Origin of the sequence: Micromonospora sp. DT229 (assembly GCF_049844505.1) — a bacterium.
In the GTDB taxonomy this organism is placed as follows: domain Bacteria; phylum Actinomycetota; class Actinomycetes; order Mycobacteriales; family Micromonosporaceae; genus Micromonospora.
Genome location: NZ_JBNCLD010000003.1, coordinates 202,979 through 227,739 on the forward strand (window position 1 = coordinate 202,979; position 24,761 = coordinate 227,739).

A 24,761-nucleotide genomic window follows, 5' to 3' on the forward strand; every position below is an offset into this window, starting at 1 on the left:
GGTGTAGGGGTCGCCGGCTAGGCGCGGGGGTGGGCCTGCCGGTACGCCGTGCGTAGCCGGTCGACCGAGACATGGGTGTAGACCTGCGTACTGGCCAGCGACGAGTGGCCCAGCAACTCCTGTACCGCGCGCAGGTCCGCCCCGCCTTCGAGCAGGTGGGTGGCGGCCGAGTGGCGCAGCGCGTGCGGTCCGATCCGGGGCAGGTCGGCGGCCTCGGCGTACGCACCGACGATCCGGCGGGCGGTGGTCGGATTCAGCCGACCGCCCCGGGCGCCGAGCAGCAGCGCGTCCCCGCAGGCCGGGACCGCCAGCACCGGCCGCCCGTGTCGCAGCCACTCGTCGAGGGCCCGCTGCGCCGGCAGGCCGTACGGCACGGTCCGTTCCCGTCCACCCTTGCCTCGGACCCGAACCACCCGCCGGCCATGGTCGACATCGGCCAGGTCGATGCCGCACGCCTCGCTGACCCGCACCCCGGTGCCGTAGAGCAACTCCAGCAGCACCCGGTCACGCCAGCGCACCGCCCGAGTCACCCGTTCTCCGGTCTCGGCGCCCTCCGCTGACTCCTCTGTGCCGGTGCCATCGTCGGTGGGATCGCCAGCCGTGGGGTGGGCGTCGGCCTCGGGGGTGGGATGGGCGTCGGAAGTGGCGCGGCCATCGGCGGTGGATCGGGTGGGTGCCTCGACGAGGAGGGCGGCCTGGTCGGCGCGGAGCACGGTGGGCAGGGTGCGCTGCGGGCGGGGACTGGCGAGGGTGGCGGCCACATCCGTGGGCAGCAGCCCGCCCCGATGCGCCCAGGCACTGAAGGTGCGCGCCGCCGCCGCGCGTCGGGCCAGTGACGCCCGGGCCGCTCCCATGGTGCGCTGTTTGGCCAGCCAACTGCGTACGGTGTCCAGCTCCAGTTCGGCCACCTCGGCGCAGCCCATCCGATGCGCGTGATCCAACAGGGAGACCAGATCGGCGACGTACGCCCGCACGGTGTGGGCCGAACGGCTGCGGACCGAGGCCAGGTGCCGGGCGAACTCGTCCACCGCCTCGCGCAGCGGCCCCGGCAGCGCCGCGTGCACGGCCCGGGTGCCACGGGCGTTGCGACCTTCCGTACCCCCCACGGGTCACAGCCTAGGGTCGGGTGCTCCCGCCCGCGACATCATCATGGTGGGCAGCTCGGCGTGCGCCGGGGGCCGTCACCAGGGCGTAGCCGTCGCCGCGGCGGACCACCAGGGCCAACTCCTCCAACAGGGACAGCTTGCGCAGCACCGTGCGTACCGCCAGACCGGCGCGACCGGCCAGGTCGTCCACCCCGATCGTGCCCCGACGGGGCATCACCTCCACGATCGCCCGGGCGTCGTCGTCGATCAGGTCGGTGGGCCGCTGCGGACCCCTTGGCACCGGAGCCAGTTCCCCGATCCGGCCCACCTCCTCCAGCACCTGAGCCAGCCCGGTCACCAGGCGGGCCTTCGGTTCCTCCCGCAGGAATTCGTGCGTGCCGACCGACATCGCCGAGGTGACCGGACCGGGCACCACCATCGCCGGTTTGTCCAGCGCCAGAGCCCGTCGGGTGGTCTGGGTGGCGCCGCTGCGTGCCGCCGCCTCCACCAGCACGGTGCCCTTCGTACCGGCCGCGATCACCCGGTTGCGGATCAGGAACCGGGGACGAAGCGGCTCGGCCTCCGGCGGCCACTCGCTGACCAGCAGCCCGGAGTCGGCGATCCGATCGAACAACGCCGTGTTACCCATCGGGTAGGGGCGGTCCACTCCACAGGCCAGCACCGCGACCGTCCGGCCGCCCGCGCTCAGCGCGCCCCGGTGTGCGGCGGCGTCGATGCCGAAGGCGCCGCCGGAGACGACCGTCCAGTCCCGGTCGGCCAGGCCGTAGCCCAGGTCCCTGGCGACATGCAGGCCGTACGGGGTGGCGGCTCGTGCCCCGACCACGGCCACCGACCGGTCCAACGTCTCGGCCAGCGGCAGCGGCCCGCGTACCCAGAAGCAGAGCGGTGGGGCGGTTTCCCGGTCGACCCGGCGGCGGGCGTCCGCCAGCGCAAGGGTGCGCAGTTGCTCGACCGAGGCGGGCCACTCGTCGTCGTCCGGCACGATGACGCGGGCGCCGAGCCGTTCGCCGCGTTCGAGGGCCTCGGCGGCGATGGCCCGCGCATCACCGGCCTGACTGCGGGCCGCCACGCTGTCGCGCAACTCCTGCTGCGGTGCCCCGCCGTCGAGCAGCAGATCCAGGGCGGCCACCGGGCCTACTTCGGTAACCAGCGCGTACACCGAGCGGGTGCCCGGTTCGGCCAGCCAGGTCAACGCCACCCGGGCCAGTGTGGTCTCGTCGTACGTGCTCATATGCCCTCTCCCGTCCTGAGATGGATGGCCTCGCCGACGTCGTGTCGGTCCGGGCGGGGGCGCCCGTCGAGGTCGGCGATCGTCCAGGCGAGCCGGATGACCCGGTCGAAGCCGCGCGCGGAGAGCGACCCCGAGTCGAGCCGGGCTCGTAGTTCGGCGGTGTCGGAGGCGGGTAGCTGCCACGGGGGCCGGCGCAGTTGCTGACCCGGCACCTCCGCGTTGAGGCGGCGGCCCAACACCGACCAGCGCTCCGCCGCCGCCGTACGAGCGGCCAGCACCCGGGCCGCCACCACCGCGGAGGACTCGTGGGTGCCCGCCTCCATCAGGTCGGCGGCGCGCATCGGCAGCAGTCGGACCTGAAGGTCGATCCGGTCGAGCAGGGGACCGGAAAGTCGAGCCAGGTAGCGGCGGCGGGCCTGCGGGGGACACTCGCAGCGGTCGTCGCCGGCCGGATTGGCGCACGGGCAGGGATTGGCGGCGATCACCAGCTGTGCCCGAGCGGGGTACTCGGCGCCGCCCCGGCTGCGGGCCAGCAGCACCCGACCGTGCTCCAGCGGTTGGCGTAACGCCTCCAGGGCGGCGCGGCTGAACTCCGGAGCCTCGTCCAGAAAGAGGACCCCTCGGTGGGCCAGCGAGATCGCGCCGGGCCGGGCGATCCCCGTCCCACCGCCGACGATGGCCGGGATGGTCGCGGTGTGGTGCGGGGCCTGAAACGGGGGTCGCCGCAGCAGCCCACCTTCCGCCGGCAACAGCCCGGCGATCGAGTGCAGCGCGGTCACCTCCAGCGCGGCGGCGTCGTCCAGCTCCGGCAGGATCGAGGGCAGACGCTCGGCGAGCATCGTCTTGCCGGCACCCGGCGGGCCGATCAGCGCCAGATGGTGGCCCCCGGCGGCAGCCACCTCCAGGGCCCGCCGACCGAGCCCCTGCCCGGCCACCTCGGCCAGGTCGGGACCGGGATCGGCCGGCGGCGGCAGGTGGGTCGGGGGCTCGATCAGGGGCACGCCGTCGCGGACGTACCCGATCAGCCGGTGCAGGTTGTCCACGCCGCGTACCCGCAGGCCGGGCACCACGGCGGCCTCGGCGCTGTTGGCGGCCGGCACGATCACCCGCTGGACCCCGGCCCGAGCCGCCGCGGCGGCCATCGGCAGTACCCCCCGGACCGGTCGGACGGTGCCGTCCAGGCCCAGTTCGCCGAGGATCACCACGCCGTCCAGCGGGGCCAGGGGCAACTCACCGGAGCCGCCGAGTAGCGCCACCGCGATCGCGAGGTCGAAGGCCGAACCGAACTTGGGCATGGTGGCCGGCAGCAGGTTCAGGGTGATCCGCCGGTTCGGCCAGCGCTGGCCGGAGTTGACCACGGCGGCGCGGACCCGGTCCCGGGCCTCGTGCAGGGCGGTGTCCGGCAGCCCGGAGATGACCACGGCGGGCAGGCCGGGTGCGAGATCCGCCTCCACCTCCACCAGATGACCGGTGACCCCGACCAGGCCGACACAGAGCACTCGGGCGTAGCTCATCAGAAGGCTCCCTTGAGATGCTCGACGTGGGCCCGGCCGGCGCGCGGCAGCAGGACCGAGACGACGTCGAAGCGAATCTCCTCGGCGGTCGTACCGGTGGCCGCCAGCCACGCGGCGGCGAGCCGACGCAGTCGGCGTGCCTTGCGGCTGACCACCGCCTCGGCCGGGGTGCCGAAGTCGTGGTTGCGGCGGGTCTTCACCTCGCAGATGACGAGCACCGGCCCGTCCCAGGCGACGATGTCGATCTCTCCTGAGGGGCAGCGCCAGTTCCGGGCCACCGGGCGCAGCCCGGCCTCGATCAGGTGCCGGACGGCGCAACGCTCCCCGTACCCGCCGACCGCCTGGTTCCGCTTGCTCATGGCCGGCACCCTGCCCGCACCGAGGGCGTCGAGGTGCCCCCGGTGGTACGACCTGTGGACAACCGGAGGTGCTGTGGACAGCCGGACGATCATGCCTATGGTGTGCTAAGGCGGGCCTGAGTGACGAATCAGCTTCTTACTCTGCGTACCCGGTCGAACTGCCCTTCCGGCCCTGGTCGGGGCCGGGGTCGAATGGCGACCGGCCGGTTGGTCGCATACGGTGCCGGACGTGGACGGACGACGTAGTTTTGCCGATGATCAGGAGTCGCGTTGGTACCCCGGCGACCGTGATTACCGCGATCCGGATTGGCGCGGCACGGCGCAGGCGCGACACCTGGACGACCAGCCGTCGGTGACCCCTGAACAGCGGGTCGACGACGAGGACCGGTACGACACCTCGGCGCGGCGCTTCGGCGGTGCGGATCCCCTGGCCGAGACCTCGGCCGAGCCCGAGCGCTACCGGGCCTCGCGTGCCCGGCGAGCCGGGTCGACCGATCCGGACATCTCCGGTGAACTGCCCACCGAACGGTCGCCCTGGCGGACCATCCAGGAGTCCAGCCCGCCGGTGGCTGGAGGTCCCCTGGGTGACCCGACACGCTCGGCGTCGATGGTGAGCGACCCGGCCCCGTTTCCGCCGGTGGCAAGCGAGCCGTCCCCGTTCGCCCCGGCGGCGAGTGACCCGGCCCCGTACCCGCCGGTGGTGGGCGACCCCGCTCCGTTCGCGTCGGCGGCCGGTGACCCGGCCCCGCTGGCGTCCGTGGTGGGTGACCCGGCCCGATCCGTGCCGCTGGCCGGGTATCCGATCGTGGAGGCCAAGCGGGGCACGGAGGTGGTCAATCCCCTGGAGCAGCCGACCGGGCCGATGCCGCCGGTGGCCCCTCGGGGTGACCTGTCGGCCGGGGAGGCCGGGACGGCCGTCGGGGATACCGGCTTCCGACCGGCGGCCGGGGAGGCCGGCTACCAGGTGCCGGGCGTACCGGCCGGGTCGCCCAGCGGCGACGGGGTCTACCGGACCCGCCGACCGGTGCTCGCGGTGCTGTTCGCCGTCCTGTTGGTGATCCTTGAGGTGCCGGCACTGCGGGTGTTGCTGCACGGGGCGACCGCGGATCCGGTTTCCGCCGCCGACGTGCTGGTGGGCACCTTCCTGGTGGTCGGTCTGCCGATCTTCGCGACCGGTCTGTACGGGCTGCGGACCACCGGGTTCTCGCTCACCGACGGGGCACGCGGCTGGCTACGCCCGCCCACCGCCTACCTGACCGTCGGCCTGGCGCTCTTCCTCGCCGCGGCGCTGACCGCCGGCTAACCCACCTGCCGCTCCACCGGCTGACCATCTGGGCGCTCGACAGGTGTTAACAAGGGGCCCTTGCTCTACCGCAGGCGTTAACAGGGGGCCCTTCCTTGCACCCGGGGGCCGGGCGGTGGGGCAGGGGCGTACACTGGTCGACTGGCGACCGCCTCGCGCGGTCGACCTCGCGTGCCCTCCTCACGAAGTCGTCGTGCGGCGGCGGCCTCCCTGGTCCCGAGCTGTCGGGCCCATCCTGGCCGACGACCGGGCACCAGGCCACTCGGCCGCCGGCCGAGCGGATGAACCAGGGACCCCAAGGAGTACGAACCATGGCCGTCGTGACCATGCGTCAGCTGCTGGAAAGTGGTGTTCACTTCGGGCACCAGACCCGGCGCTGGAACCCGAAGATGAAGCGCTTCATCTTCACCGAGCGCAACGGCATCTACATCATCGACCTGCGCCAGACCCTCGACTACATCGAGAAGGCGTACGAGTTCGTTCGCAACACGGTGGCCGAGGGCGGCAGCATCCTGTTCGTCGGCACCAAGAAGCAGGCCCAGGAGGCGATCGCCGAGCAGGCGACCCGGGTCGGCCAGCCGTACGTCAACCACCGCTGGCTCGGCGGCATGCTGACCAACTTCCAGACGGTGTACAAGCGGCTGCAGCGGATGAAGGAGCTGGAGGCCCTCGGTGACCTCAGCGGCACCGCTGCCGGCTACACCAAGAAGGAGACCCTCCAGCTCTCCCGCGAGAAGATCAAGCTCACCAAGACCCTCGGTGGTCTGCGGGACATGCAGAAGCTCCCGGCCGCGGTCTGGATCGTCGACACCAAGAAGGAGCACATCGCCGTCGACGAGGCCCGCAAGCTGGGCATCCCGGTGATCGCCGTGCTCGACACCAACTGCGACCCGGACGAGGTCGACTTCCCGATCCCGGGCAACGACGACGCGATCCGCTCGGCCGAGCTGCTGACCAAGGTCGTGGCCGCCGCCGTCGCCGACGGCCTGATCGCCCGTTCCGGCCGTCGCCGTGGTGGCGATGAGAAGCCGGAGGCGGGTGTCGCCACCGACGAGCCGCTGGCCGAGTGGGAGCGCGAGCTGCTCGAGGAGCCCAAGAAGGCTGACGAGGAGCCCGCCGCCGTCACCGAGCCGGCCCCCGAGCCCGCCGCCGCCACCGAGCCGGCCACTGAGCCGGCCCCCGAGCAGCCGGCTGCCGTTTCCGGTCAGTGATCCCGCCGCCGTCCGGTCACCGTCGATTCGCTGACGGTGACCGGCGGCGACCAGGTCGGCACGAACTCCCCGAATCCGGGTAACCGGCACCTCAGACCATCCCATCGCAATCTCAACACCGAAGAGAGAGCCATGTCCCAGATCACCGCCGCGGACGTCAAGAAGCTCCGCGACCTGACCGGCGCCGGCATGATGGACAGCAAGAAGGCCCTGACCGAGGCCGAGGGCGACTTCGACAAGGCCGTCGAGATCCTGCGCGTCAAGGGCGCCAAGGATGTCGGCAAGCGGGCCGGTCGTACGGCCGCCAACGGGCTGATCGCCCACGCCGGCCAGGCCCTGCTCGAACTCAACTGCGAGACCGACTTCGTCGCCAAGAACGACGCCTTCATCGCCCTGGCCCAGCAGCTGGTCGAGCACGGTGAGCGTTCCGGCGTGAGCAACGCCGAGGAGCTGCTGGCCAGCGAGATCGACGGCCGCCCGGTCGCCGACCTGGTCCACGAGCAGTCGGCCAAGATCGGCGAGAAGCTGGTGCTGAACCGCTTCGCCAAGCTCGACGGCACGGTCGCGGTCTACCTGCACCGCAAGGCCCAGGACCTGCCCCCGGCGGTCGGCGTGATGGTGCAGTACACCGGCAAGACCGACGAGGCCGCCGACGCCGACGCCCGCGCTGCGGCCATGCAGATCGCCGCGATGCGTCCGCAGTACCTCACCCGTGACGAGGTGCCGGCCGAGGTCGTCGAGTCCGAGCGGCGCATCGCCGAGCAGACCGCCCGGGAGGAGAACAAGCCCGAGGCGGCCCTGCCGAAGATCGTCGAGGGTCGGGTGAACTCCTTCTTCAAGGACTTCGTCCTGCTGGAGCAGTCCTCGGTCACCGACAACAAGAAGTCCGTGAAGCAGGTGCTGGCCGAGGCCGGCATCGAGGTCACCCGCTTCGTGCGGTTCGAGGTCGGTCAGGCCTGAGCCGCCGCCGGGCGCCCCGCGCCCGTGGGCTGAGCAACGACACGACGAGGAGGCCGCCGGTGTACGCGACAGGCACCGCGGTCTCCTCGTCCCATAAGGTCGACAGCGGCAGATATGCACCCGGGTGTACCGGTGGGGGAAGGACGGGCGGATGACGCAGGTTGTGAGTGATCGGACGCTGGCGGCGGACGACCCTACGGCGCCACCGCCCGGCCGGTCCCGTCGGGTGGTGTTGAAGCTTTCCGGCGAGGTGTTCGGTGGTGGCGCGATCGGCGTCGACCCGGACGTCGTACAGGCCATCGCCCGGCAGATCGCCACCGTGGTACGGCGCGGGGTGCAGGTCTCCGTGGTGGTCGGCGGCGGCAACTTCTTCCGGGGTGCGGAGCTCCAGAAGCGGGGAATGGACCGGGCCCGGGCGGACTACATGGGCATGCTCGGCACCGTGATGAACTGCCTGGCCCTGCAGGACTTCCTGGAGAAGGAAGGCATCGAGACCCGGGTGCAGAGTGCCATCACGATGGCCCAGGTCGCCGAGCCGTACATCCCCCTGCGGGCGATCCGGCACCTGGAGAAGGGCCGGGTGGTCATCTTCGGTGCCGGGGCGGGAATGCCGTACTTCTCCACGGACACGGTGGCCGCCCAGCGCGCGTTGGAGATCCACGCGGACGTGGTGCTGATGAGCAAGAACGGCGTCGACGGGGTCTACACCGCCGACCCGCGGGTCGACCCGACCGCCAGCAAGTTCGACTCGATCACCTTCTCCGAGGTGCTGCGCCGTAACCTGCGGGTCGCCGATGCCGCCGCTTTCAGCCTCTGCATGGAGAACGGCCTGCCGATGCTGGTCTTCGGCGCCCAGGGAGACGACACCATCGTCCGAGCGGTGGGCGGCGAGAAGATCGGCACGCTGATCACCACCTGAAGCGACCGTCGATCTGACTCGACGGCCCCGGTGACCGACAAGCCCCACGACGAGCACAAGAAGGAGGCGAGGAGAACGGTGATCGACGACACCCTCCTCGAGGCCGAGGAGAAGATGGAGCGTGCGGTCGAGCACGCCAAGGAGGAGTTCGGTGCCATCCGCACCGGCCGCGCCACTCCGGCCATGTTCTCCAAGGTCATCATCGACTACTACGGCACCCCGACCCCGCTGACCCAGATGGCGTCGGTGGCCGTCCCCGAGCCGCGGATGGCCATCATCAAGCCGTACGACAACTCGCAGCTCAATGCCATGGAGAAGGCGATCCGCGACTCGGACCTCGGGGTCAACCCGAACAACGAGGGCAACCAGCTGCGCATCCTGCTCCCGCAGATGACCGAGGAGCGCCGCCGCGACATGATCAAGGTCGTCCGGCAAAAGGGTGAGGAAGCCAAGGTCGCCATCCGCAACATCCGCCGCAGGGGCAAGGAAGAGCTGGACCGGCTCGTCAAGGACGGCGAGGTCGGCGAGGACGACGGCCGGCGCGCGGAGAAGGAACTGGACGACCTGACCCAGCGCTATGTCGGGCACGTCGATGAACTGGTCAAGCACAAGGAGACCGAACTCCTGGAGGTCTGAGCGCGCACCCGGTCGCTGGTGTCCGGCCCATCCGCCTGGCCCGCCCCCGCCAGGTTGGTCCCGAGGTTCTCGTCATCGCCGATGGAGGCGACGGCGCCAGCCTCATGATCAACCCGGTGGGGTCGAGGGCGGGTGTGGGCTGCGGAGCGGACAGGTGCAGTAGGCTCGGCAGGATTCCCAGTGACCCGGGCATACCAGGATGGGGATCGGTCAACCGACTGGTCGGTAAATCAGACGGAGCGCCTCGCGCGGGTAGGGGAATGGCAGTGGTTGTGCGGCAAGTGGTGGATTCCGTCCCGCTCTCGTCCGGTGCGTGATGTCCCACCTCGACCCCTACGGTGGTGCCGAGGCCCGTGGCTGGGATCGGCCGGACCAACCCACCCAACTGCCCTGGCCTGAACCGGATCTCGACCCCGGCCCCGCCCCCTGGGCCGGTCCCCCGCACGTCGGCGCCGAACGGTACGCCACCCCGACCGCCCAGATCGATTCGGTGCCCGGCACCGCCGACCTCCTCGGTCACGAGGACGCCCCGACCGGGCAGATTGAGCGGGTCCCGGCCGGTGTCGGCCTCGATCACGAGGACGCGCCGACCGCCCAGTTCGCCCCGGTGCCCGGGGAAGAACCGGCCACCGAGCAGTCGTCCTCCGGTAAGCGTCATCGGGGTCGGCGCCGCGCCGGCGGCGGACGGCCGCCCGCTGGGCAACCGGCCCCGAGCCCCGGCCAGCCGCCGGCGACCGGCGGCGGCCGGAACCTGCCGGCGGCCATCTCGGTCGGGCTCGGCCTGGGGGCTCTGGTCCTGCTACCGCTGTTCCTCTACACCCCCTCCTTCCTGCTGGTGCTCGCCGGCGCCTTCGGTGTGGGCATCTGGGAGATGTCCCGCGCGGTACGCCGGGCCCGTGCCGTGGTGCCCCTGGTACCGCTGATCGCCGGTGGGGTGCTGACGGTCACCATCGCCTGGTTCGGTGGATTGGACGCCCTGCTGCTCGGGCTGCTGGTCACGATCGCGGGCACCCTCGTCTGGCGGCTCGGGGACGGCCCGGCCAACTTCCGGCGGGACATGACCGCGGCCACCTTGATCGCGGTGTACGTGCCCTTCCTCGGCGGCTTCGCCGCCCTGCTGGCGGCCTCCCCGGACGACGGGGCGTTGCGGGTGCTGGTGACCCTGGTCGCCGTGGTGCTCTCCGACACCGGGGGATACGCCGCCGGCGCCAACTTCGGCAAGCATCCGATGGCCCCGACGATCAGCCCGAAGAAGTCCTGGGAGGGATTCCTCGGGTCGGTCAGCGCGGCGGCGCTGGGCAGCGCTCTGCTGCTCTGGCTGCTGTTCGACGTAGCCCCGTGGTGGGGCGCCGTGTTCGGGGTGGCGGTGTCCGGTGCCGCCGTCCTCGGCGACCTGGCCGAGTCCATGATCAAGCGGGATCTCGGTGTTAAGGACATGAGCAATCTGCTGCCTGGGCACGGCGGTCTGATGGATCGCCTCGACTCGGTGCTGTTCGCCGTGCCGACGGCGTACCTGCTGCTCGTGGTCCTCGTCCCGGCGGTGAGCTGAGGCATGGCTCACGTCGGGCCAGCCTTAACGGGTCCGATCCAGGCCCTCTGGCCGGGTGCGTTCCCGGCCGGGCGTGACAGACTGGACAGGTCATGACGAGCCTGCCCTTGATTCCGGTCGACCCGGACGCGCCTGGTGCGCGCCGGGCGTCGATGCCACCGCAACATCTCGCCGACCTCGATCTGGCCGGGCGAAAAGCCCTGGTCACCGGCTTGGGTGAGCCGGCCTTCCGGGCCCGGCAGATCTCCACCCACTACTTCGGCCGGTTGGTGCGCGACCCGGCGCAGATGACCGATCTGCCGGCGGCGTCCCGCGAGCGGCTGGCCGACCAGCTGCTGCCCAGACTGCTCAACCCGGTGCGCGAGTTGGCCTGCGACGACGGGGCGACCCGCAAGGCGCTCTGGCGGCTGCACGACGGGTCGCTCGTGGAGAGCGTGCTGATGGGTTACTCCGACCGGGTGACGGTCTGCATCTCCAGCCAGGCCGGCTGCGGGATGGCCTGCCCCTTCTGCGCCACCGGCCAGGCCGGTCTTACCCGCAACCTCTCCACCGCCGAGATCGTCGACCAGGCGGTCTACCTGGCGGGGGTGGCCGCCTCCGGTGTGGTAGCGGGTTCGCCGGCGAGGTTGTCGCATGTCGTCTTCATGGGCATGGGCGAGCCGTTGGCCAACTACAACCGGGTGGTGGCCGCGATCCGTCGGCTGGTCGCACCGGCCCCCGAGGGCCTGGGGCTGTCGCAGCGGCACATCACCGTTTCCACGGTCGGCCTGGTGCCGGCCATCCACCGACTGGCCAGCGAAGACCTCTCGGTGACCCTTGCGTTGTCGCTGCACGCCCCCGATGATGAGCTGCGCGACGAACTTGTGCCGGTCAACCAGCGCTGGAAGGTGTCCGAGGTGCTGGACGCCGCCTGGACGTACGCGGCTCGCACGGGGCGTCGTGTGTCGATCGAATACGCGATGATCAAGGACGTGAACGACCAGCCGTGGCGAGCCGACCTGCTCGGGCGGCTGCTGGCCGGCAAGCTGGCCCACGTGAACCTGATCCCACTCAATCCGACTCCGGGTAGCCGCTGGGACGCCAGCCCGAAGCCGGTGGAGCGGGAGTTCGTCCGGCGGTTGCGCGACGCCGGGGTGTCCACCACCGTACGGGACACCCGAGGTCGCGAGATCGACGGGGCGTGTGGGCAGCTGGCCGCCGCGGAGGACATGGGCACGGACCCGGCCGGGAACCTGCCGGCATGACCGGGCGTGGCGAACGAGACCAGGAGACATAGTGGCGAGTCAGGGTCAGCGTTTCCGGCGTAAGGCGCTCCGCCGGGGATACAAGGTTGACGAGGTGGACGCCTTCCTGGACCGGGTCGAGGCGACCCTCGCCGGCCAGCCGGTGGGGGCACCGGTGACCTCGCAGGAAGTCCACGACGTCGTCTTCCGGGTTCGCTTCAACGGTTACGACGAGTGGCAGGTCGACCTGCACCTCGACCGGGTCGAGCGACAGCTGGCCGAGCTTGAGGAGCGGGGCACCGGCCGGGCCGGTGGCGAGGCCCGGATGAGCCCGCCGGACCGGATGGGTCCGCCCATGCGTGAGGACCGGGGCATGGCCGCGATGCCCCAGCCGCCGATGCCACCCCGGCCGATGCCGGCGCAGGCCGGCCCGTACAACCGCTATGACGAGCCCACCGGTGCGTTCGCCGGAGGGTACGACGCACCTCGCGGCGGCTACGACGCGCCGCGCGGCCCGGGCGGGCCGATGGGACCGGGTGCCCCGGGGGGTCCGGGCCCGATGGGTCATGGCGCCCCGCCACGCGGCCTGCCGGCCGGGCCGGGCGGCTACGGCCCACCGGATCGGGCGGACAGCTATGGCCCGCCGGACGGCTACGGTCCTCCGGAGCGCTCGGACAGCTACGGTCAGCCGGACCGGGCGGAGGGTTACGGTCTGCCGGAGCGGCCGGGCGGTTACGGTCCGCCGGACGAGCCGCGCTTCGACGGCTTCGAAGCGGGCCGACGCGCCCGTACGGACATGACCGCGGAGATCCGCATGTCGGAGCGTGACCTGCGGCGCGGCCCGGCAGGCCCCCCTGCGGTGCCGCAACAGGCCCTGGGTGGCCCCTCGATGGCGGGACCCTCGGGACCCCCGGCGGGCGGCCCGCCGATGGCCGGCCCTCCCGGCAGCGATCTCTACCAGGTGGACCAGATCCGGCGCAGTTTCCAGGTGCGTCGCTTCGGCAGCGGGTACGACCCCGACCAGGTCGACCGCTTCTTCGACACCCTCCTCGGCGGGATGGCCGGACGTAACCCGATGCCGATCAACCCGAAGGACCTGGACACGCTGCGCTTCGGCCTGGTGCAGGGTGGCTACTTCGAGGCGGAGGTCGACGCCGCCCTCAAGGACGTGCAGAACATCCTCTTCGGCCGCTGATCCGGTACCAAACGAATCGGGCCCGCCCTCCGACCTCGGAGGCGGGCCCAACTCGTGTCTGCAAAAGGCGGCCGTCCCGGCCTCGGTAATCCCGTCGCCCGACTCCCGCAGCAGCCGACGGCACCCGGTGGCGCATCGGCAGGTGGCTCCGGGTGGCACATCGTCGTCGGCCGCGAGTCCGGCCTCGCTGCCGGGCGGACGTGCCGGCGCCGGCGGGCGGAAGTGCCCGGCGGTTGCCGGGCGGCCGGGGTCAGGACCGCAGGCCGTTGCGGCGCAGTACGGCGTCGCCGACCACGATGAGCAGCAGGAGGGCGGCCAGGCCGATCAGCCACAGGTCCTCGACCCTGCCCTCGTGGTTGCCGCAGAGCATCGCCAGCAGCACGAACGCGGTGAGGATCGCGCCGATCCGCCCGGCCTTGCGGTGCCCAGGCTTGTGCTGGTCTGGCGACGTTACCGGCTCGCTTCCTGCCACTGGTCGGTCCTTCCCTCGCGATCGGATCTCCGGTTAGTCTGGCACGCCCGCTGACGGCCCTGGCGCAGGGTCCGGCCGATAGAGAAAAGATCACCCGGGACTGACCGGTGTGGCGCACCGAACGGGCCGGTCCGAAAGCGAGCGCACGGGCCGAACGGCCCGCCTTCCCCGGGCCGGAGGGGACTACCGGTGTCGAGGGACGGGGAGCACGCTACCTCCGGTAGCGTTTCGGCGTACGCCTTGATTTGTCTTCTTGAGGGGGAACTGCGGTGCGAGTGACCGGTACCGGGCACGCGAGCATGCGGATCGACACGGGGGCGGGCAGCATCCTGTGCGACCCATGGGTCAATCCGGCCTACTTCGCCTCCTGGTTCCCGTTCCCGGACAACTCCCAGCTCGACTGGGAGACCCTCGGCGACGTCGACTACCTGTACGTCTCCCACCTGCACCGGGACCACTTCGACGCGGCCCACCTCAAGCGGTACGTGTCGAAGAAGGCGACCGTGCTGCTGCCCGAGTTCCCCACCTCGGAGATGGAGGACGAGTTCCGCGAGCTGGGCTTCACGAAGTTCCTGAAGACCCGCAACGAGGAGGTCGTCGAGCTGGACGGCGGCCTGAAGATCATGATCCAGGCGTTGACCAGCCCGACCGACGGTCCGATCGGTGACTCGTCGCTGTGGGTGGAGTACGACGGGGTCCGGCTGCTCAACCAGAACGACGCCCGCCCCACCGACCTGAGCACCTTCGCCGAGCTGGGCCACGTGCACGCCCACATGCTCCAGTTCTCCGGGGCGATCTGGTACCCGATGGTCTACGAGCTGCCGCAGTCGGCGAAGACCGCCTTCGGCAAGCAGAAGCGGGATCGGCAGTTCGACCGCACCTGGCGCTACATCGACGACCTCAAGGCCGACCACGTCTTCCCGATCGCCGGTCCGCCCTGCTTCCTCGACGACGAGCTGTGGCAGTTCAACGACATCTTCGGCGACGAGGGGAACATCTTCCCCGACCAGTCGGTCTTCCTGTCCGAGTACGCCAAGGTCGGCGGCACCAACGGCATCGTGCTGCTGCCGGGCAGCGTCTCCGAGGTCACCACCTCCGGCGCGACGACGACCCACCCGGTGCCGGTGGAGGAGTTCTTCGCCAACAAGGTGGCCCACCTGGAGGAGATGCGCGAGCGCAAGCGCCCGATCATCGAGGCGGAGAAGGCCTCCTGGCGGCACCCGGAGATCGACGTGCTCAAGGAGTTGAAGCAGCGCATCGAGCCGCTGCTCGAAGAGTCGATCTACCTGGCCAAGGGGGTGGGCGGCCCGGTCCGCTTCGACCTGGTCGGTTACGACGGCGAAAGCGTCGAGTCCATCGTGGTGGACTTCCCCGGCAAGCAGGTGCGGCCGTACGCCGACGAGAAGGTGCGCTACCGGTTCCGTACCGAGCGGGCGCTTGTCGAGCACCTGCTGCACATCGGCGAGGTGGACTGGGTCAACTCCCTCTTCCTGTCCTGCCGGTTCTCCGCCGCCCGCATCGGCCAGTACAACGAGTTCGTGTACGCCTTCTTCAAGTGCCTGTCCACCGAGCGCCTCCAGTACGCCGAGGGCTGGTACGACGAGCACGAGCGGGCGGTCGACGCCGAGGACATCACCCTGGGCGACTGGGTGGTGCAGCGCCGCTGCCCGCACCTGAAGGCGGACCTGAGCCGGTTCGGCATCGTCGACGGCGACCAGTTGACCTGTCAGCTGCACGGCTGGCGCTTCGACCTGCCCAGCGGTCGTTGCCTGACCAGTGTCGGGCACAAGGTCCGGGCCCACCGGGTAGGCGAGGAGACCGAGGTCGCCCAGCCGACGAGCTGAGCTGCCGGCCTGAGGTGTTAAGAAGGGGCCCCTTTACTACGCGAGACGTTAATAAGGTGCCCTTCCTTACACCTCATACCGTGCGGCCGAGGTCGGCGAGGATGCGGCGGGCGGCGTTGTGTCCGGCGGCGCCGATCACGCTGCCCGCCGGGTGACAGCCGGCGCTGCCCGCGTACAGCCCGTCGACCCCGGTGAAGTACGGCATCCGGTCGGTGAACGAGACCGTGTTGTCGACATGGTGGATGTGTCCGCCGGTGATGCCGAAATGTTCCTCGATGCCGGGCGGGGGCAGCGGCACCGCGTCGGCGATCAGGTCACCGGTGCCGGGGGCGTACCGCTCGCAGATGCCCACCAGTTGGTTGACGTAGCCGGGCAGCGCCGCCTCCCAGGTGGTGCCGACCAACTCGTACGGCACGGACTGCACGAACAGGGCCGAGGAGTGGTGCCCGGCCGGGTCTGCCAGCGAGGGGTCGACCGTGGTGTGCAGGTACCACTCGATGGTCGGCTCCGCCGGCAGCCGTCCGGCCCGCACGTCGGCCCACATCGCCCGCAGCGCCGCCATCGGGGACTCCCCGCCGCCTGCGGTCAGTGACGCCGACCCGGGCAGCAGGTGGATGGTGGAGCCGAACGGGCTCGGCGCGTCCGGTGGCAGGCAGGAGAACCGGGGCAGGTCGCGCAGGGCCAGGTTGAGCTTGAGGGTGGTGCCGGTGCGCCGGGCCGCCACCATCCGTTCGGTCAGCGCGGGCGGCAGCGCACCGTCGGGCACCAGCTCCATCAGCCGGTACGGGTCGCAGGCGCCGAGCACCACCTCGGCGGCGATCTCGCGGCCGTCGGCGAGGACCACTCCGCTGGCGGCACCGGAGTCCAGGGTGATCGCGGTGACCGGGGTGCCGGTAAGGATCCGGGCCCCGGCGGCGCGGGCCGCATCGGCGAAGGTACCCGAGACCGTGCCCATGCCGCCCTCGACGATCATCCAGGTGCCGTCGGCGCCGGGCAGCCGGCACATGTTGTGCACCAGGAAGTTGTGCCCGGTGCCGGGGTCGTCCGGGCCGGCGTTGAGCCCGGACAGGCCGTCGGTGACCGCGTACATGCTGACCAGCAGTTCGGAGCGGAACTCGAAGCGGGCCAGGTAGTCGGCGACCGAACCACGCACCAGGTCGACGAAGACCTGTTGGAGAGCGGGCCGGAGGTAGCGCTGTGCGGTCTCCTCGACGGTGAGCGGCTCGGCCAGCCAGGCCGGGGCGAGATCGGCCCGCAGCGCGGCCAGCTCGGCTTGCAGCGCGTCGTCGGCAGCCACGTCGGCGGGGGAGAAGAACTCGGCCAGTTGCGCGCGGGTGGCCGAGGTGTCGGTGCCGAACAGCAGGTACGGCGACCCGACCCCATCCGGAGTGGGCAGAAAGTAGTGCGGATCCCGCCGCAACACCGGAAGCCGTACGTCGAGCGCCGCCAGCAACTCCGGCGGCATCAGCCCGAGCAAGTAGGACCCGGTGGAATGCCGCAACCCCGGCACCTTGGGAAACGGGTTCTCCGTACGAGTAGCCCCACCCACCACCCCAGCCCTCTCCACCACCAACACATCCAACCCCGCCCGCGCCAACAGGATCGCGGAAACCAACCCGTTGTGCCCCGCCCCCACCACCACCACATCAACCCGCGTCACCATCCCCCAACCCTAACCACCCCACCCGCCCACCTGGGTTGATCATGAGGTTGGCGGCACTTGTGGATCTTCGGAGTGCCGCCAACCTCATGATCAACCCGGGTCAGGGTGGGGTCAGGGCGGGGTCAGGGCGGGGTGGGGTGGGTGGGTGGGGTGGGGTGGGTGGGGGTGCGCCAGTTGGTCAGGGCGAGGGTGGCGGAGTAGCCGGCCAGGACTATGACGTGGAAGAGGTAGAGCCAGAGGAGGATGGCTACGGCGGCGCCTACCTCGTCCAGGCCGCCGAAGGGGACGCCCAGGTCGAGGGGAAGGGAGGCGAACAGCACGAAGCCGTGCAGGAAGCCGGAGAGGTTCGCTGCGGTGAACGACCCCACCAGCAGGGTGGAGAGCCAGTCCGGGGAGGCGGGACCGACCACCCGGAAGACCCAGAGCAGCACCGGGGTGAGCACCAGCCACACCGCCAGGAAGGAGAGCACCACGCCGAGGGCGCCCGCCCAGCCGCCCCGACGGACCAGTCCGGTGGTGGTCGGCAGGGCCAGCAGGATGGCCAGCAGCAGCGCCGGGGCCGGTGCGAGCAGGGGCAGCAGCAACAGCCGTCCCCGCCAGCCGATCAGGTGCTCGTCCGAGCGGGGGGCGGCGACCGACACGAAGGCCCGGCGCAGCCCTTCGCCGTACAGCGAGGCGGGCAGCACCGCGGCCAGGGCCAGCCACGGGGTCAGGCCTACCCCGGCCTCGACCAGGGCGGCCACCGCGTGGGGCGCACCGATCGCGTCCGGCAGGGCCCTCACGGCGTACCCGGTGAGTCGCCGGACCTGGTCGGCTCCCGTCAGCAGGCTGGTCAGCCAGATCGCCAGCAGGGCAACCGGCACCACGGCGATCGCACCGTAGAAGGTGATCGCGGCGGCGTGCAGTGACAGGTCCCGTCCGCGTACCGGCCGGAAGGCGGCCTGGGTGATCCGCCTCGTCCGTCGCCATGCTGCACCCATCACACCTCTGTTCCCCGTACCGAATCCGGCCACGCCTGGGCTGGCCTTCCCGGCCCGGCCGGCGGTTCGAGGGGTGGCGGCGACGTAGGATCGCCAGCCATGACGGTAGCCAGCACCGACCGGCTGATCCTGCGAGAGTGGACCGACGCGCCGACCGACCTCATCCGGATCTTCGAGATCTACTCCCGGGAAGATGTGATGCGCTGGCTGGGCGGGGGAGCGGGACGGCTGCTCGAACCGGAACAGGCCGCCGAGCGGCTGGCCACCTGGCGGCAGCGCTACGCCCCGTACCACGGGCGGTACGGTCTCTGGGCGATCGAGGTACGCGACACCGGCAAGCTGGCGGGCAGCGTACTGCTCAAGCCGTTGCCCGGTGCGGACGGCCACACCCCGACCCAGGACATCGAGGTGGGGTGGCATCTGCACCCCGACTCCTGGGGTCACGGCTACGCCACCGAGGCGGCCCGGGCCGTGCTGGCCCGCGAGTTCGCCACCGGCAACCGCCAGGTGTACGCGGTGGTGACGCCGGGCAACGAGCGATCCATGGCGGTCTGTCGGCGGCTCGGCATGACCTATGTGGGCCGACGCTCCGAGTGGTACGGCGGCACCGAGGTGGAGACCTTCCTCCTGACCGCTGAATAGGCCATCCAGACCCCTGAGGCTATCGACTTGAGTTGTCTTCGCTGGTAGAACAGCCATTCAACGGCGTTGGCGATCAAGAGTCGCCACCTGCCCCCCTCCTCGAAGCGAGGTATCTGCGTGGCTGTACGACGACCATTGATGGCTCTCCTTGCGGCGGTCCTCCTCTTCGGACCGGCGACCGCCGCCGTGGCGGCACCGGCCGACCCGCAGGCCCCTGACGCGGCGGTCGCCGCACCGCGTGGCCAGTCCGACACCAACCTGCCCTTCGGTGTCGGCCCCGGCCAGCGTGGACGCTCCGCCGACGCCCCGGGTCGCCAGCCCAGCCAACCGGCTGCGTCGGCGAAGCTGCCCGGCAAACCGCGTAACGATGTCATCGCCGACGTGCCGGTGGAGCTGACCGACGCGTCGATTCCGCTCAACCTCATCCCGTACCACGACATCCCGGCGGCCCTGCGCAACCTGCAACGCAGCAACCGGATCAGCGTGGAGGTGATCGGCCAGTCCGTGCTCGGCCGGGACCTGCACCTGGTGGTGGCCACCGCACCGATGAGCGACGCCCAGTGGAAGACCTGGCAGCAGCTGTCGGACCTGCGGATCAGCGACCCGCACGCGGCCCAGGTCAAGCTGGCCGCCGGTGGGTACGCCAACTGGCGCACCCCGCTGTTCGTCAACAACAACATCCACGGCAACGAGTGGGAAGGCACCGACGCCAGCCTCCAGGTGTTGCAGGACCTGGCCTTCTCCACCGACCCGTCGGTCGTGGACATGCTCAACAAGCACGTCTTCGCCTTCGTGGTGACCAACAACCCGGACGGTCGGGTGGCCGCCACCCGGGCCAACGCCAACGGCTTCGACATGAACCGTGACTACATCACGGCCTCGCAGCCGGAGGTCCGCGCGGTGCGGGCCCAGCTGGTCCGCTACAGCCCGCTGACCATGCTGGACATCCACGGGTACGTCAACTGCACCCTGATCGAGCCGACCACCGGCCCGCACGGTGACAACTACGAGTACGACCTGTACATCAAGCACGCGCTGCGCAACGCGCTGTCCATGGAGCGGGCCGTGCTGGCCACCGGGGAGACCCGGGCCAGCTGCGTCAACTCCGACGGCACCCGGCGCAACGACATCCCGTTCCGGGACCGTAGCCAGGGCTGGGACGACTGGCCGCCGATCTTCACCCCGATGTACGCGATGTACCACGGCGCCATCGGCCACACCATCGAGGTGCCGCTGAACCCCCGGGGCAACCTGACCGTCGCCGAGCGCCACGAGCGCACCCGGATCAACACCGCTGTTGCCGCCGCCACCATCCGGGGCAACTTCGAGTACGCCACCCAGAACCGCGAGGAGCTGCTCGCCAACCAGCTGGAGTGGTTCCGCCGTGGCGTGGACGGTGAGTCGACCCGGCCGATCGACGACCCGCTGGCCATCTCCCTGGCCCGCGGCGACAACGTCAAGACCCACCTGCAGGACTTCGCCCGCGCGTACGTCATCCCGGCCGGCTCGGACCAGCGCAGCGCCACCGCGGCGGCCCGGCTGGTGCAGTTCATGCTCGACAACGACCTTGAGGTGCAGCGCGCCTGGCGGCCGTTCAAGCTGGGCCGTACGCACTACGAGGCCGGCACCTACGTCGTCGACATGCGTCAGGCCAAGCGGGGCCTGGCCAGCACCCTGCTCGGGGTCGGGCGGGACGTGACCAACGACTTCAACGCCATGTACGACATCTCGGCCTGGAGTCACGGTCACCTCTGGGGTGCCACCGTGCAGCAGGTGGACGGCAACGTCACCCTGGACGACAAGGCCCTGCGTACGGTCACCGAGGCCCGCGCCACCGGTTCCGTACCGCCGGGCAAGCAGGCCCACTACGGGCTGGTCGTCGACTCCGTGGCCGGCATCCAGGCCGTCAACAAGCTGCTCAACGACGGGGTACGGCTGTCCCGGACCGCCGACGGCACCTTCGTGGTGCCCGGTGACCTGGCCGTCGTCCGTCAGGTCGCCGAGGCGTACGGGGTGGAGTTCATCCGGATGACCCCGCCGCAGGTCCGCAACACCACCCCGGTGTCGAAGACCCGCCTCGGTGTCGCGGCCAACGGTGGTGAGATCTTCGCCCTGCAGCAGATGGGCTTCCAGCCGATCTCGGTGACCCACACCGCCTTCAACAACGGCACCCTGTCCTTCGCCGACTTCGACGCCTTCTTCGTCTCGACGACGTCGTTCAACCCGCTGAGCCTCAACGCCACCCAGGCGGCCGCCTTCAACCAGTGGCTGGCGAACGGCGGCACCATCGTCGGGCGCGGTTCCAGCGGCAAGCAGTTCAACGACCGCGCCGGTCTGCTCGACGTGACCATCGCGGCGGGACGCAGCGACGCCAACGGCATCGTCAAGGTGGTCAACGACCCGGCTTCGCCGATCACCGGTAACGCGCTGCCGACCGCGTTCGTCGACGCACCGCAGTACTTCACCCGCGTCGGTGACGACGTCCGTGTCGACCAGCGCCTGGCCGCCGAGGGCTTCTTCCTCGCCGGGCACTGGGGTGGCCAGGAGGCCGCCGCCGGTCACGCGGTAGTGGTCAGTGGCGTGGCGAAGGGGGCGAACGTGACCCTGTTCGGCACCGAGCCGCTGTTCCGGGCCCACCCCGAGGGCCTGTACCCGCAGGTCGCCGCCGCCCTCTGGCAGTAAGCGATCATCCTGGGCAGTTCCCGCCGGCCTCTCGTGTCGGCGGGAACTGCCCAGAGTAATTCTTGGACAGTTCCCGTTAGCGACTAACGGGAGCTGTCCAAGATTCGTTTGGAGCTGTCGGTGGGAGAGCAGGGTCCGTCGTGCCCTCCGCCACCCCAGCCCGGTTGATCGTGGGCGGCATGATCGATGGTGGCCCCGCCACCGACCTTGGAAATGCCAGTTCGAGGCGCGGGCGAGACGGCTCCGTTACCTGCTGAGTCGACTGTGGAGGACGGCAGCTCACTGGACCACGGGGGAGTGGAAATGGCGGGGTTCCGGCAGGAGGGCACGGCTGATGCAGCCGGGGTGGAGAACTTCCTGCGCTGGTTGATCCATCCGGTGACGGTGGCGGCCACCGCCTTGCTGATCGTCAACGACCATCTGCTGAAGGCGGTCTTTCCCGGCTGGTTGACCGGCAAGCTCAGTGATGTGGCCGGGATGGTGATGACGCCACCCCTGCTGGCCCTGGTGCTGGTCGGTGCCGTTCGACTGTGGGGGTGGTGCAGACCTGCCCTCCGGCGTACGACCGGGGAGTCGGGTCTGCTGGGCGAGGTGCTCGCCGTCGGCGCGATCCTGCTGGTGGGGGTGGGGTTCACGGTGGTGAAGGCCACCGCGACAGGGGCTGCGGTGGCCTCGGCGTGGTGGAGCGTGGTCAACGGCCCGTCCGTGATCCGGGCTGACCTGACGGATCTGCTGGCTCTGCCGGCGCTGGGGCTCGCCTGGTGGACGTGGCGGTCCGCGAGGGCCCGGCCGACCCTTGCCGGTTGGCTGCGGATGGTCGCGGTGCTCGTGGTGTTGCCGATCGCCGGACTGGGCGTCGCGGCCACCTCCGCCCCGCAGCACGACGACGCGATCGCCCTGTACGAGTGGCGCGGTGGGGTGGTCGGCGGGAACGGTAACGCCTACCACGCTGACCGGGAGCCCGACTGGTGGGACATCAGCCCGGACGACGGACTGACCTTCACGGCCCTCAAGGGTGACGATCTCGAACTGTTCCGTAGGCAGGCCCCGCCCGCCGCCTCCGGGCTGGACTGCTCGGCACGGGAGCCCACGCATTGCTTCCGGGTCGTACCGGGTCGGTTGGCGGTGCAGGAGAGCCGGGACGGTGGGGCGACCTGGCGGCTGGCCTGGCAGGTGGACGAGGACGCACGGGCGCGACTCGGCCTGCGGAAGTCCGGCTTGAAGGACCCCGATGAGTACCTGTCGTCCCGTGCCCTGCTGGTGCGGGATCAGGCCGACGGCGGGGTGGTGGTGCTGGTGGCGAACGGCCGGGACGGCTACGCGCGCCGGGACTCCGCCGGCCGCTGGGAACGGATCGGGTTCGGCACCACTGTCGGTGACACCTACCGGATCGAAGCCTCCGCGACGACGATCCCGAGCGTCACCGAGGCGACCGCGATCGCCGGTCGGCGGGTGGCCCTTCCCCTGTCGATAGCCGTGGGCAGCTTCGTGGCTCTGGTCGGCTGCGCCGCCCTGCTGGTGCGACGCGCCGGCCGACAGCGGGTCGCGCTGGTCGTCGTCGCCGGCCTGATGAGCCTGACGGGACTCGTCATATTCATGTCGTACGCGCTGACCGGAACGAACTCGGATGATTCCCTGGGAACGGTCTTCACCCTGGGTGCAGCTTCCGGTTTGTCGGTGCTGCCGGCCGCTGCCCTGGTGTATGCCGTCGCCGTCAGCAGGAGGGCGCTGGGCCTGGCCCGGCGGTCCTGCCTGGCGGGTCTGCTCGCCGGTGGGCTGATCTGGCTGCCGTACCTGCTGCGGCTGCTGACGAACTGGCCGCAGCAGCAGGTGCTCACCGAACTCGTGGTGCTCTTGGCGGCGGGTGTGGCGTTGCTCAGCATCCCGGTGGGGATTCGCCACAGCACCCGTCTCCTCGACCAGCCGGTGCCTGCGACAGCCGGCGGAGCGGAGCAGGGCGGGGGCTAGTCGTACCAGTGGTGGCCGCTCTGCACTGGCCGGGGAAATGGTGTTGCGGCCAGGTCGACGGTAATTATGATCATGGTTCATGACGATCGTGACCACCGAGCGGCTACTCGTGCGGGACTGGACCGATGGGCCGGCGGACCTGGCCCGGCTGTTCGAGATCTACTCCCGGCCGGAGATCGCTCAGTGGCTCGGTGCCGCCTCGGGGTTCCCGTTGACGGATCCGGCGCAGGCGGCCGAGTTGTTGGCGAGGTGGCACCGGCGACACGCAGAGCATGGCAACCGGTACGGCACCTGGGCGATCGAGGTGCGCGAGACCGGCGCGGTGGTCGGCACGGTGATGATCAAGCCACTGCCGGGACGCGACGAGCAGGTGCTCACCGATGACATCGAGGTGGGCTGGCACCTGCACCCGCAGGCCTGGGGCAACGGGTACGCCACCGAAGCCGCTCGCGCCTGCATGGAACGGGAATTCGCCACCGGAACACCGCTGATCCACGCGGTGGTCGCCCCGGGCAACACCGCATCGATGGCGGTGGCCCGTCGGCTCGGTATGACATCCGTCGGTCGCCGCAGCGACTGGTACGGCGGCGCGGAGTTGGAGACCTTCGTCCTGGCCCGCCCGGCGTGACCCGACCACCCGGCATCGGTGAGCAGTCCGTGGTTCCTGCCTCGGTGGCTCCCGTGTCGGTCGCGGAGGCCGAGCGTATCCAGGAACAGTTGCGGCAGCGTCTCGACCTGCACGAACACCTGACCACCGCGCCACGACTGGTGGCCGGCGTCGACGTCTCGTACGACAAATCGTCGCCGCGTGTCGCGGCCGCCGCGGTGGTGTTCGACCTGGCCACCGGCGTCGAGGTGGAGTCGGCCGTGGTGCCCGGCGAGGTGAGCTTCCCGTACGTCCCCGAGCTGCCGACCTTCGGGGTGGCGAAGACCCCCTTCGTCGCCGGGTACGACGAGCCGGGCGAGGACCGGGGCGACTGGTCGCCGCTGCGGGCCGACGGCCAGGTGCTGGGCCGCGTGCTGCGTACCCAGATTGGGGTCAAGCCGGTGTTCGTGTCGGTGGGCCACCGCACCACCCTGGACCAGGCGACCACGCTGACCCTCGACCTGAGCCCGCGCTACCGCCTCCCGGAGGTCATCCGCCGAGCCGACTTCCGCTCCCGCGAAGCCCTCCGCAGGGTCCGTCGTGGTCGTTAGGGCGGTGACAGCGGCCAGGGTCGTCGAGTGGGGCATCGCACCAGACTCGGGTACGCAGGCTTTGGTGGTCTTCTTCGCTGAGGGTGGTTTCGCCGAAGTCGATGACC

General features: G+C 70.8%; 21 protein-coding genes. 14 read left to right on the top strand and 7 right to left on the bottom strand.

What is annotated here, in order from left to right:
* Positions 1–17: 17 nt before the first annotated feature.
* From ACLQ2T_RS06440 to ACLQ2T_RS06455, 4 genes are read right to left on the bottom strand one after another with little or no spacing between them, the layout of a single operon-like run.
* Positions 18–1,106 carry a tyrosine recombinase XerC gene (locus ACLQ2T_RS06440; RefSeq protein WP_425765048.1) on the bottom strand — a complete coding sequence of 363 codons (1,089 nt, stop codon included), beginning with the start codon at positions 1,104–1,106 and terminating at the stop codon, positions 18–20.
* Between the two features lie 10 nt (positions 1,107–1,116).
* Positions 1,117–2,337, bottom strand: coding sequence for a DNA-processing protein DprA (gene dprA, locus ACLQ2T_RS06445; protein WP_425765049.1), 1,221 nt, complete (start codon positions 2,335–2,337; stop codon positions 1,117–1,119).
* Complete coding sequence (locus tag ACLQ2T_RS06450) at positions 2,334–3,851, bottom strand: YifB family Mg chelatase-like AAA ATPase (protein ID WP_425765050.1); 1,518 nt, start codon at positions 3,849–3,851, stop codon at positions 2,334–2,336. Before ACLQ2T_RS06450 ends, dprA begins: the two co-directional genes overlap by 4 nt.
* Positions 3,851–4,210 carry a YraN family protein gene (locus ACLQ2T_RS06455; RefSeq protein WP_425765051.1) on the bottom strand — a complete coding sequence of 120 codons (360 nt, stop codon included), beginning with the start codon at positions 4,208–4,210 and terminating at the stop codon, positions 3,851–3,853. The genes ACLQ2T_RS06450 and ACLQ2T_RS06455 overlap by 1 nt, the downstream gene beginning before the upstream one ends.
* Positions 4,211–4,430: 220 nt before the next feature.
* On the opposite strand from ACLQ2T_RS06455, the gene ACLQ2T_RS06460 reads away from it, so the two are divergent.
* The 8 genes from ACLQ2T_RS06460 (at position 4,431) to ACLQ2T_RS06495 (ending at position 13,206) form a co-directional block, all read left to right on the top strand.
* Positions 4,431–5,513 (top strand): hypothetical protein, encoded by a 1,083-nt coding sequence (locus ACLQ2T_RS06460; protein WP_425765052.1) that lies wholly within the window; start codon positions 4,431–4,433, stop codon positions 5,511–5,513.
* A gap of 311 nt (positions 5,514–5,824) precedes the next feature.
* Positions 5,825–6,724: a 30S ribosomal protein S2 gene (rpsB, locus tag ACLQ2T_RS06465; RefSeq protein WP_425765053.1), complete on the top strand. Its 900-nt coding sequence runs from the start codon at positions 5,825–5,827 to the stop codon at positions 6,722–6,724.
* A gap of 132 nt (positions 6,725–6,856) precedes the next feature.
* Positions 6,857–7,684 (top strand): translation elongation factor Ts, encoded by an 828-nt coding sequence (gene tsf, locus ACLQ2T_RS06470; RefSeq protein ID WP_425765054.1) that lies wholly within the window; start codon positions 6,857–6,859, stop codon positions 7,682–7,684.
* Positions 7,685–7,835: 151 nt separating this feature from the next.
* On the top strand, positions 7,836–8,603 hold the full coding sequence (pyrH, locus tag ACLQ2T_RS06475) for a UMP kinase (RefSeq protein ID WP_357530310.1): 768 nt from the start codon (positions 7,836–7,838) through the stop codon (positions 8,601–8,603).
* 78 nt (positions 8,604–8,681) lie between these two features.
* Positions 8,682–9,239, top strand: coding sequence for a ribosome recycling factor (gene frr / locus ACLQ2T_RS06480; protein ID WP_425765230.1), 558 nt, complete (start codon positions 8,682–8,684; stop codon positions 9,237–9,239).
* A gap of 316 nt (positions 9,240–9,555) precedes the next feature.
* Entirely contained in the window at positions 9,556–10,788 is a 1,233-nt protein-coding gene (locus ACLQ2T_RS06485; protein ID WP_425765055.1) for a phosphatidate cytidylyltransferase, read from the top strand.
* A gap of 92 nt (positions 10,789–10,880) precedes the next feature.
* Entirely contained in the window at positions 10,881–12,032 is a 1,152-nt protein-coding gene (gene rlmN / locus ACLQ2T_RS06490; protein ID WP_425765056.1) for a 23S rRNA (adenine(2503)-C(2))-methyltransferase RlmN, read from the top strand.
* 31 nt (positions 12,033–12,063) lie between these two features.
* On the top strand, positions 12,064–13,206 hold the full coding sequence (locus tag ACLQ2T_RS06495; protein WP_425765057.1) for a DivIVA domain-containing protein: 1,143 nt from the start codon (positions 12,064–12,066) through the stop codon (positions 13,204–13,206).
* 250 nt (positions 13,207–13,456) lie between these two features.
* Here ACLQ2T_RS06495 and ACLQ2T_RS06500 read toward each other — a convergent pair whose 3' ends face one another.
* A complete protein-coding gene (locus ACLQ2T_RS06500; protein ID WP_425765058.1) occupies positions 13,457–13,678 on the bottom strand; it encodes a DUF2631 domain-containing protein in 222 nt (73 codons plus the stop codon).
* A 269-nt stretch (positions 13,679–13,947) separates the two neighbouring features.
* Here ACLQ2T_RS06500 and ACLQ2T_RS06505 point away from each other — a divergent pair, with 269 nt between their 5' ends.
* Positions 13,948–15,522, top strand: coding sequence for a Rieske 2Fe-2S domain-containing protein (locus tag ACLQ2T_RS06505; protein WP_425765059.1), 1,575 nt, complete (start codon positions 13,948–13,950; stop codon positions 15,520–15,522).
* A 73-nt stretch (positions 15,523–15,595) separates the two neighbouring features.
* On the opposite strand, the gene ACLQ2T_RS06510 is transcribed toward ACLQ2T_RS06505, so the two are convergent.
* Positions 15,596–17,185, bottom strand: coding sequence for a phytoene desaturase family protein (locus tag ACLQ2T_RS06510; RefSeq protein WP_425765060.1), 1,590 nt, complete (start codon positions 17,183–17,185; stop codon positions 15,596–15,598).
* 122 nt (positions 17,186–17,307) lie between these two features.
* Positions 17,308–18,165: a YhjD/YihY/BrkB family envelope integrity protein gene (locus ACLQ2T_RS06515; protein ID WP_425765061.1), complete on the bottom strand. Its 858-nt coding sequence runs from the start codon at positions 18,163–18,165 to the stop codon at positions 17,308–17,310.
* A 99-nt stretch (positions 18,166–18,264) separates the two neighbouring features.
* Here ACLQ2T_RS06515 and ACLQ2T_RS06520 point away from each other — a divergent pair, with 99 nt between their 5' ends.
* The 5 genes from ACLQ2T_RS06520 (at position 18,265) to ACLQ2T_RS06540 (ending at position 24,654) form a co-directional block, all read left to right on the top strand.
* Positions 18,265–18,807, top strand: coding sequence for a GNAT family N-acetyltransferase (locus ACLQ2T_RS06520; protein ID WP_425765062.1), 543 nt, complete (start codon positions 18,265–18,267; stop codon positions 18,805–18,807).
* A 138-nt stretch (positions 18,808–18,945) separates the two neighbouring features.
* Positions 18,946–21,489, top strand: a complete 2,544-nt coding sequence (locus ACLQ2T_RS06525) for a M14 family metallopeptidase (protein ID WP_425765063.1) — start codon at positions 18,946–18,948, stop codon at positions 21,487–21,489.
* A gap of 303 nt (positions 21,490–21,792) precedes the next feature.
* Positions 21,793–23,457 (top strand): hypothetical protein, encoded by a 1,665-nt coding sequence (locus tag ACLQ2T_RS06530; protein WP_425765064.1) that lies wholly within the window; start codon positions 21,793–21,795, stop codon positions 23,455–23,457.
* 79 nt (positions 23,458–23,536) lie between these two features.
* Entirely contained in the window at positions 23,537–24,085 is a 549-nt protein-coding gene (locus tag ACLQ2T_RS06535; protein WP_425765065.1) for a GNAT family N-acetyltransferase, read from the top strand.
* Between the two features lie 44 nt (positions 24,086–24,129).
* The gene (locus ACLQ2T_RS06540; RefSeq protein ID WP_425765231.1) at positions 24,130–24,654 is read left to right on the top strand and encodes an endonuclease V; all 525 of its coding nucleotides are present in this window, start codon (positions 24,130–24,132) and stop codon (positions 24,652–24,654) included.
* Positions 24,655–24,761 lie beyond the last annotated feature (107 nt).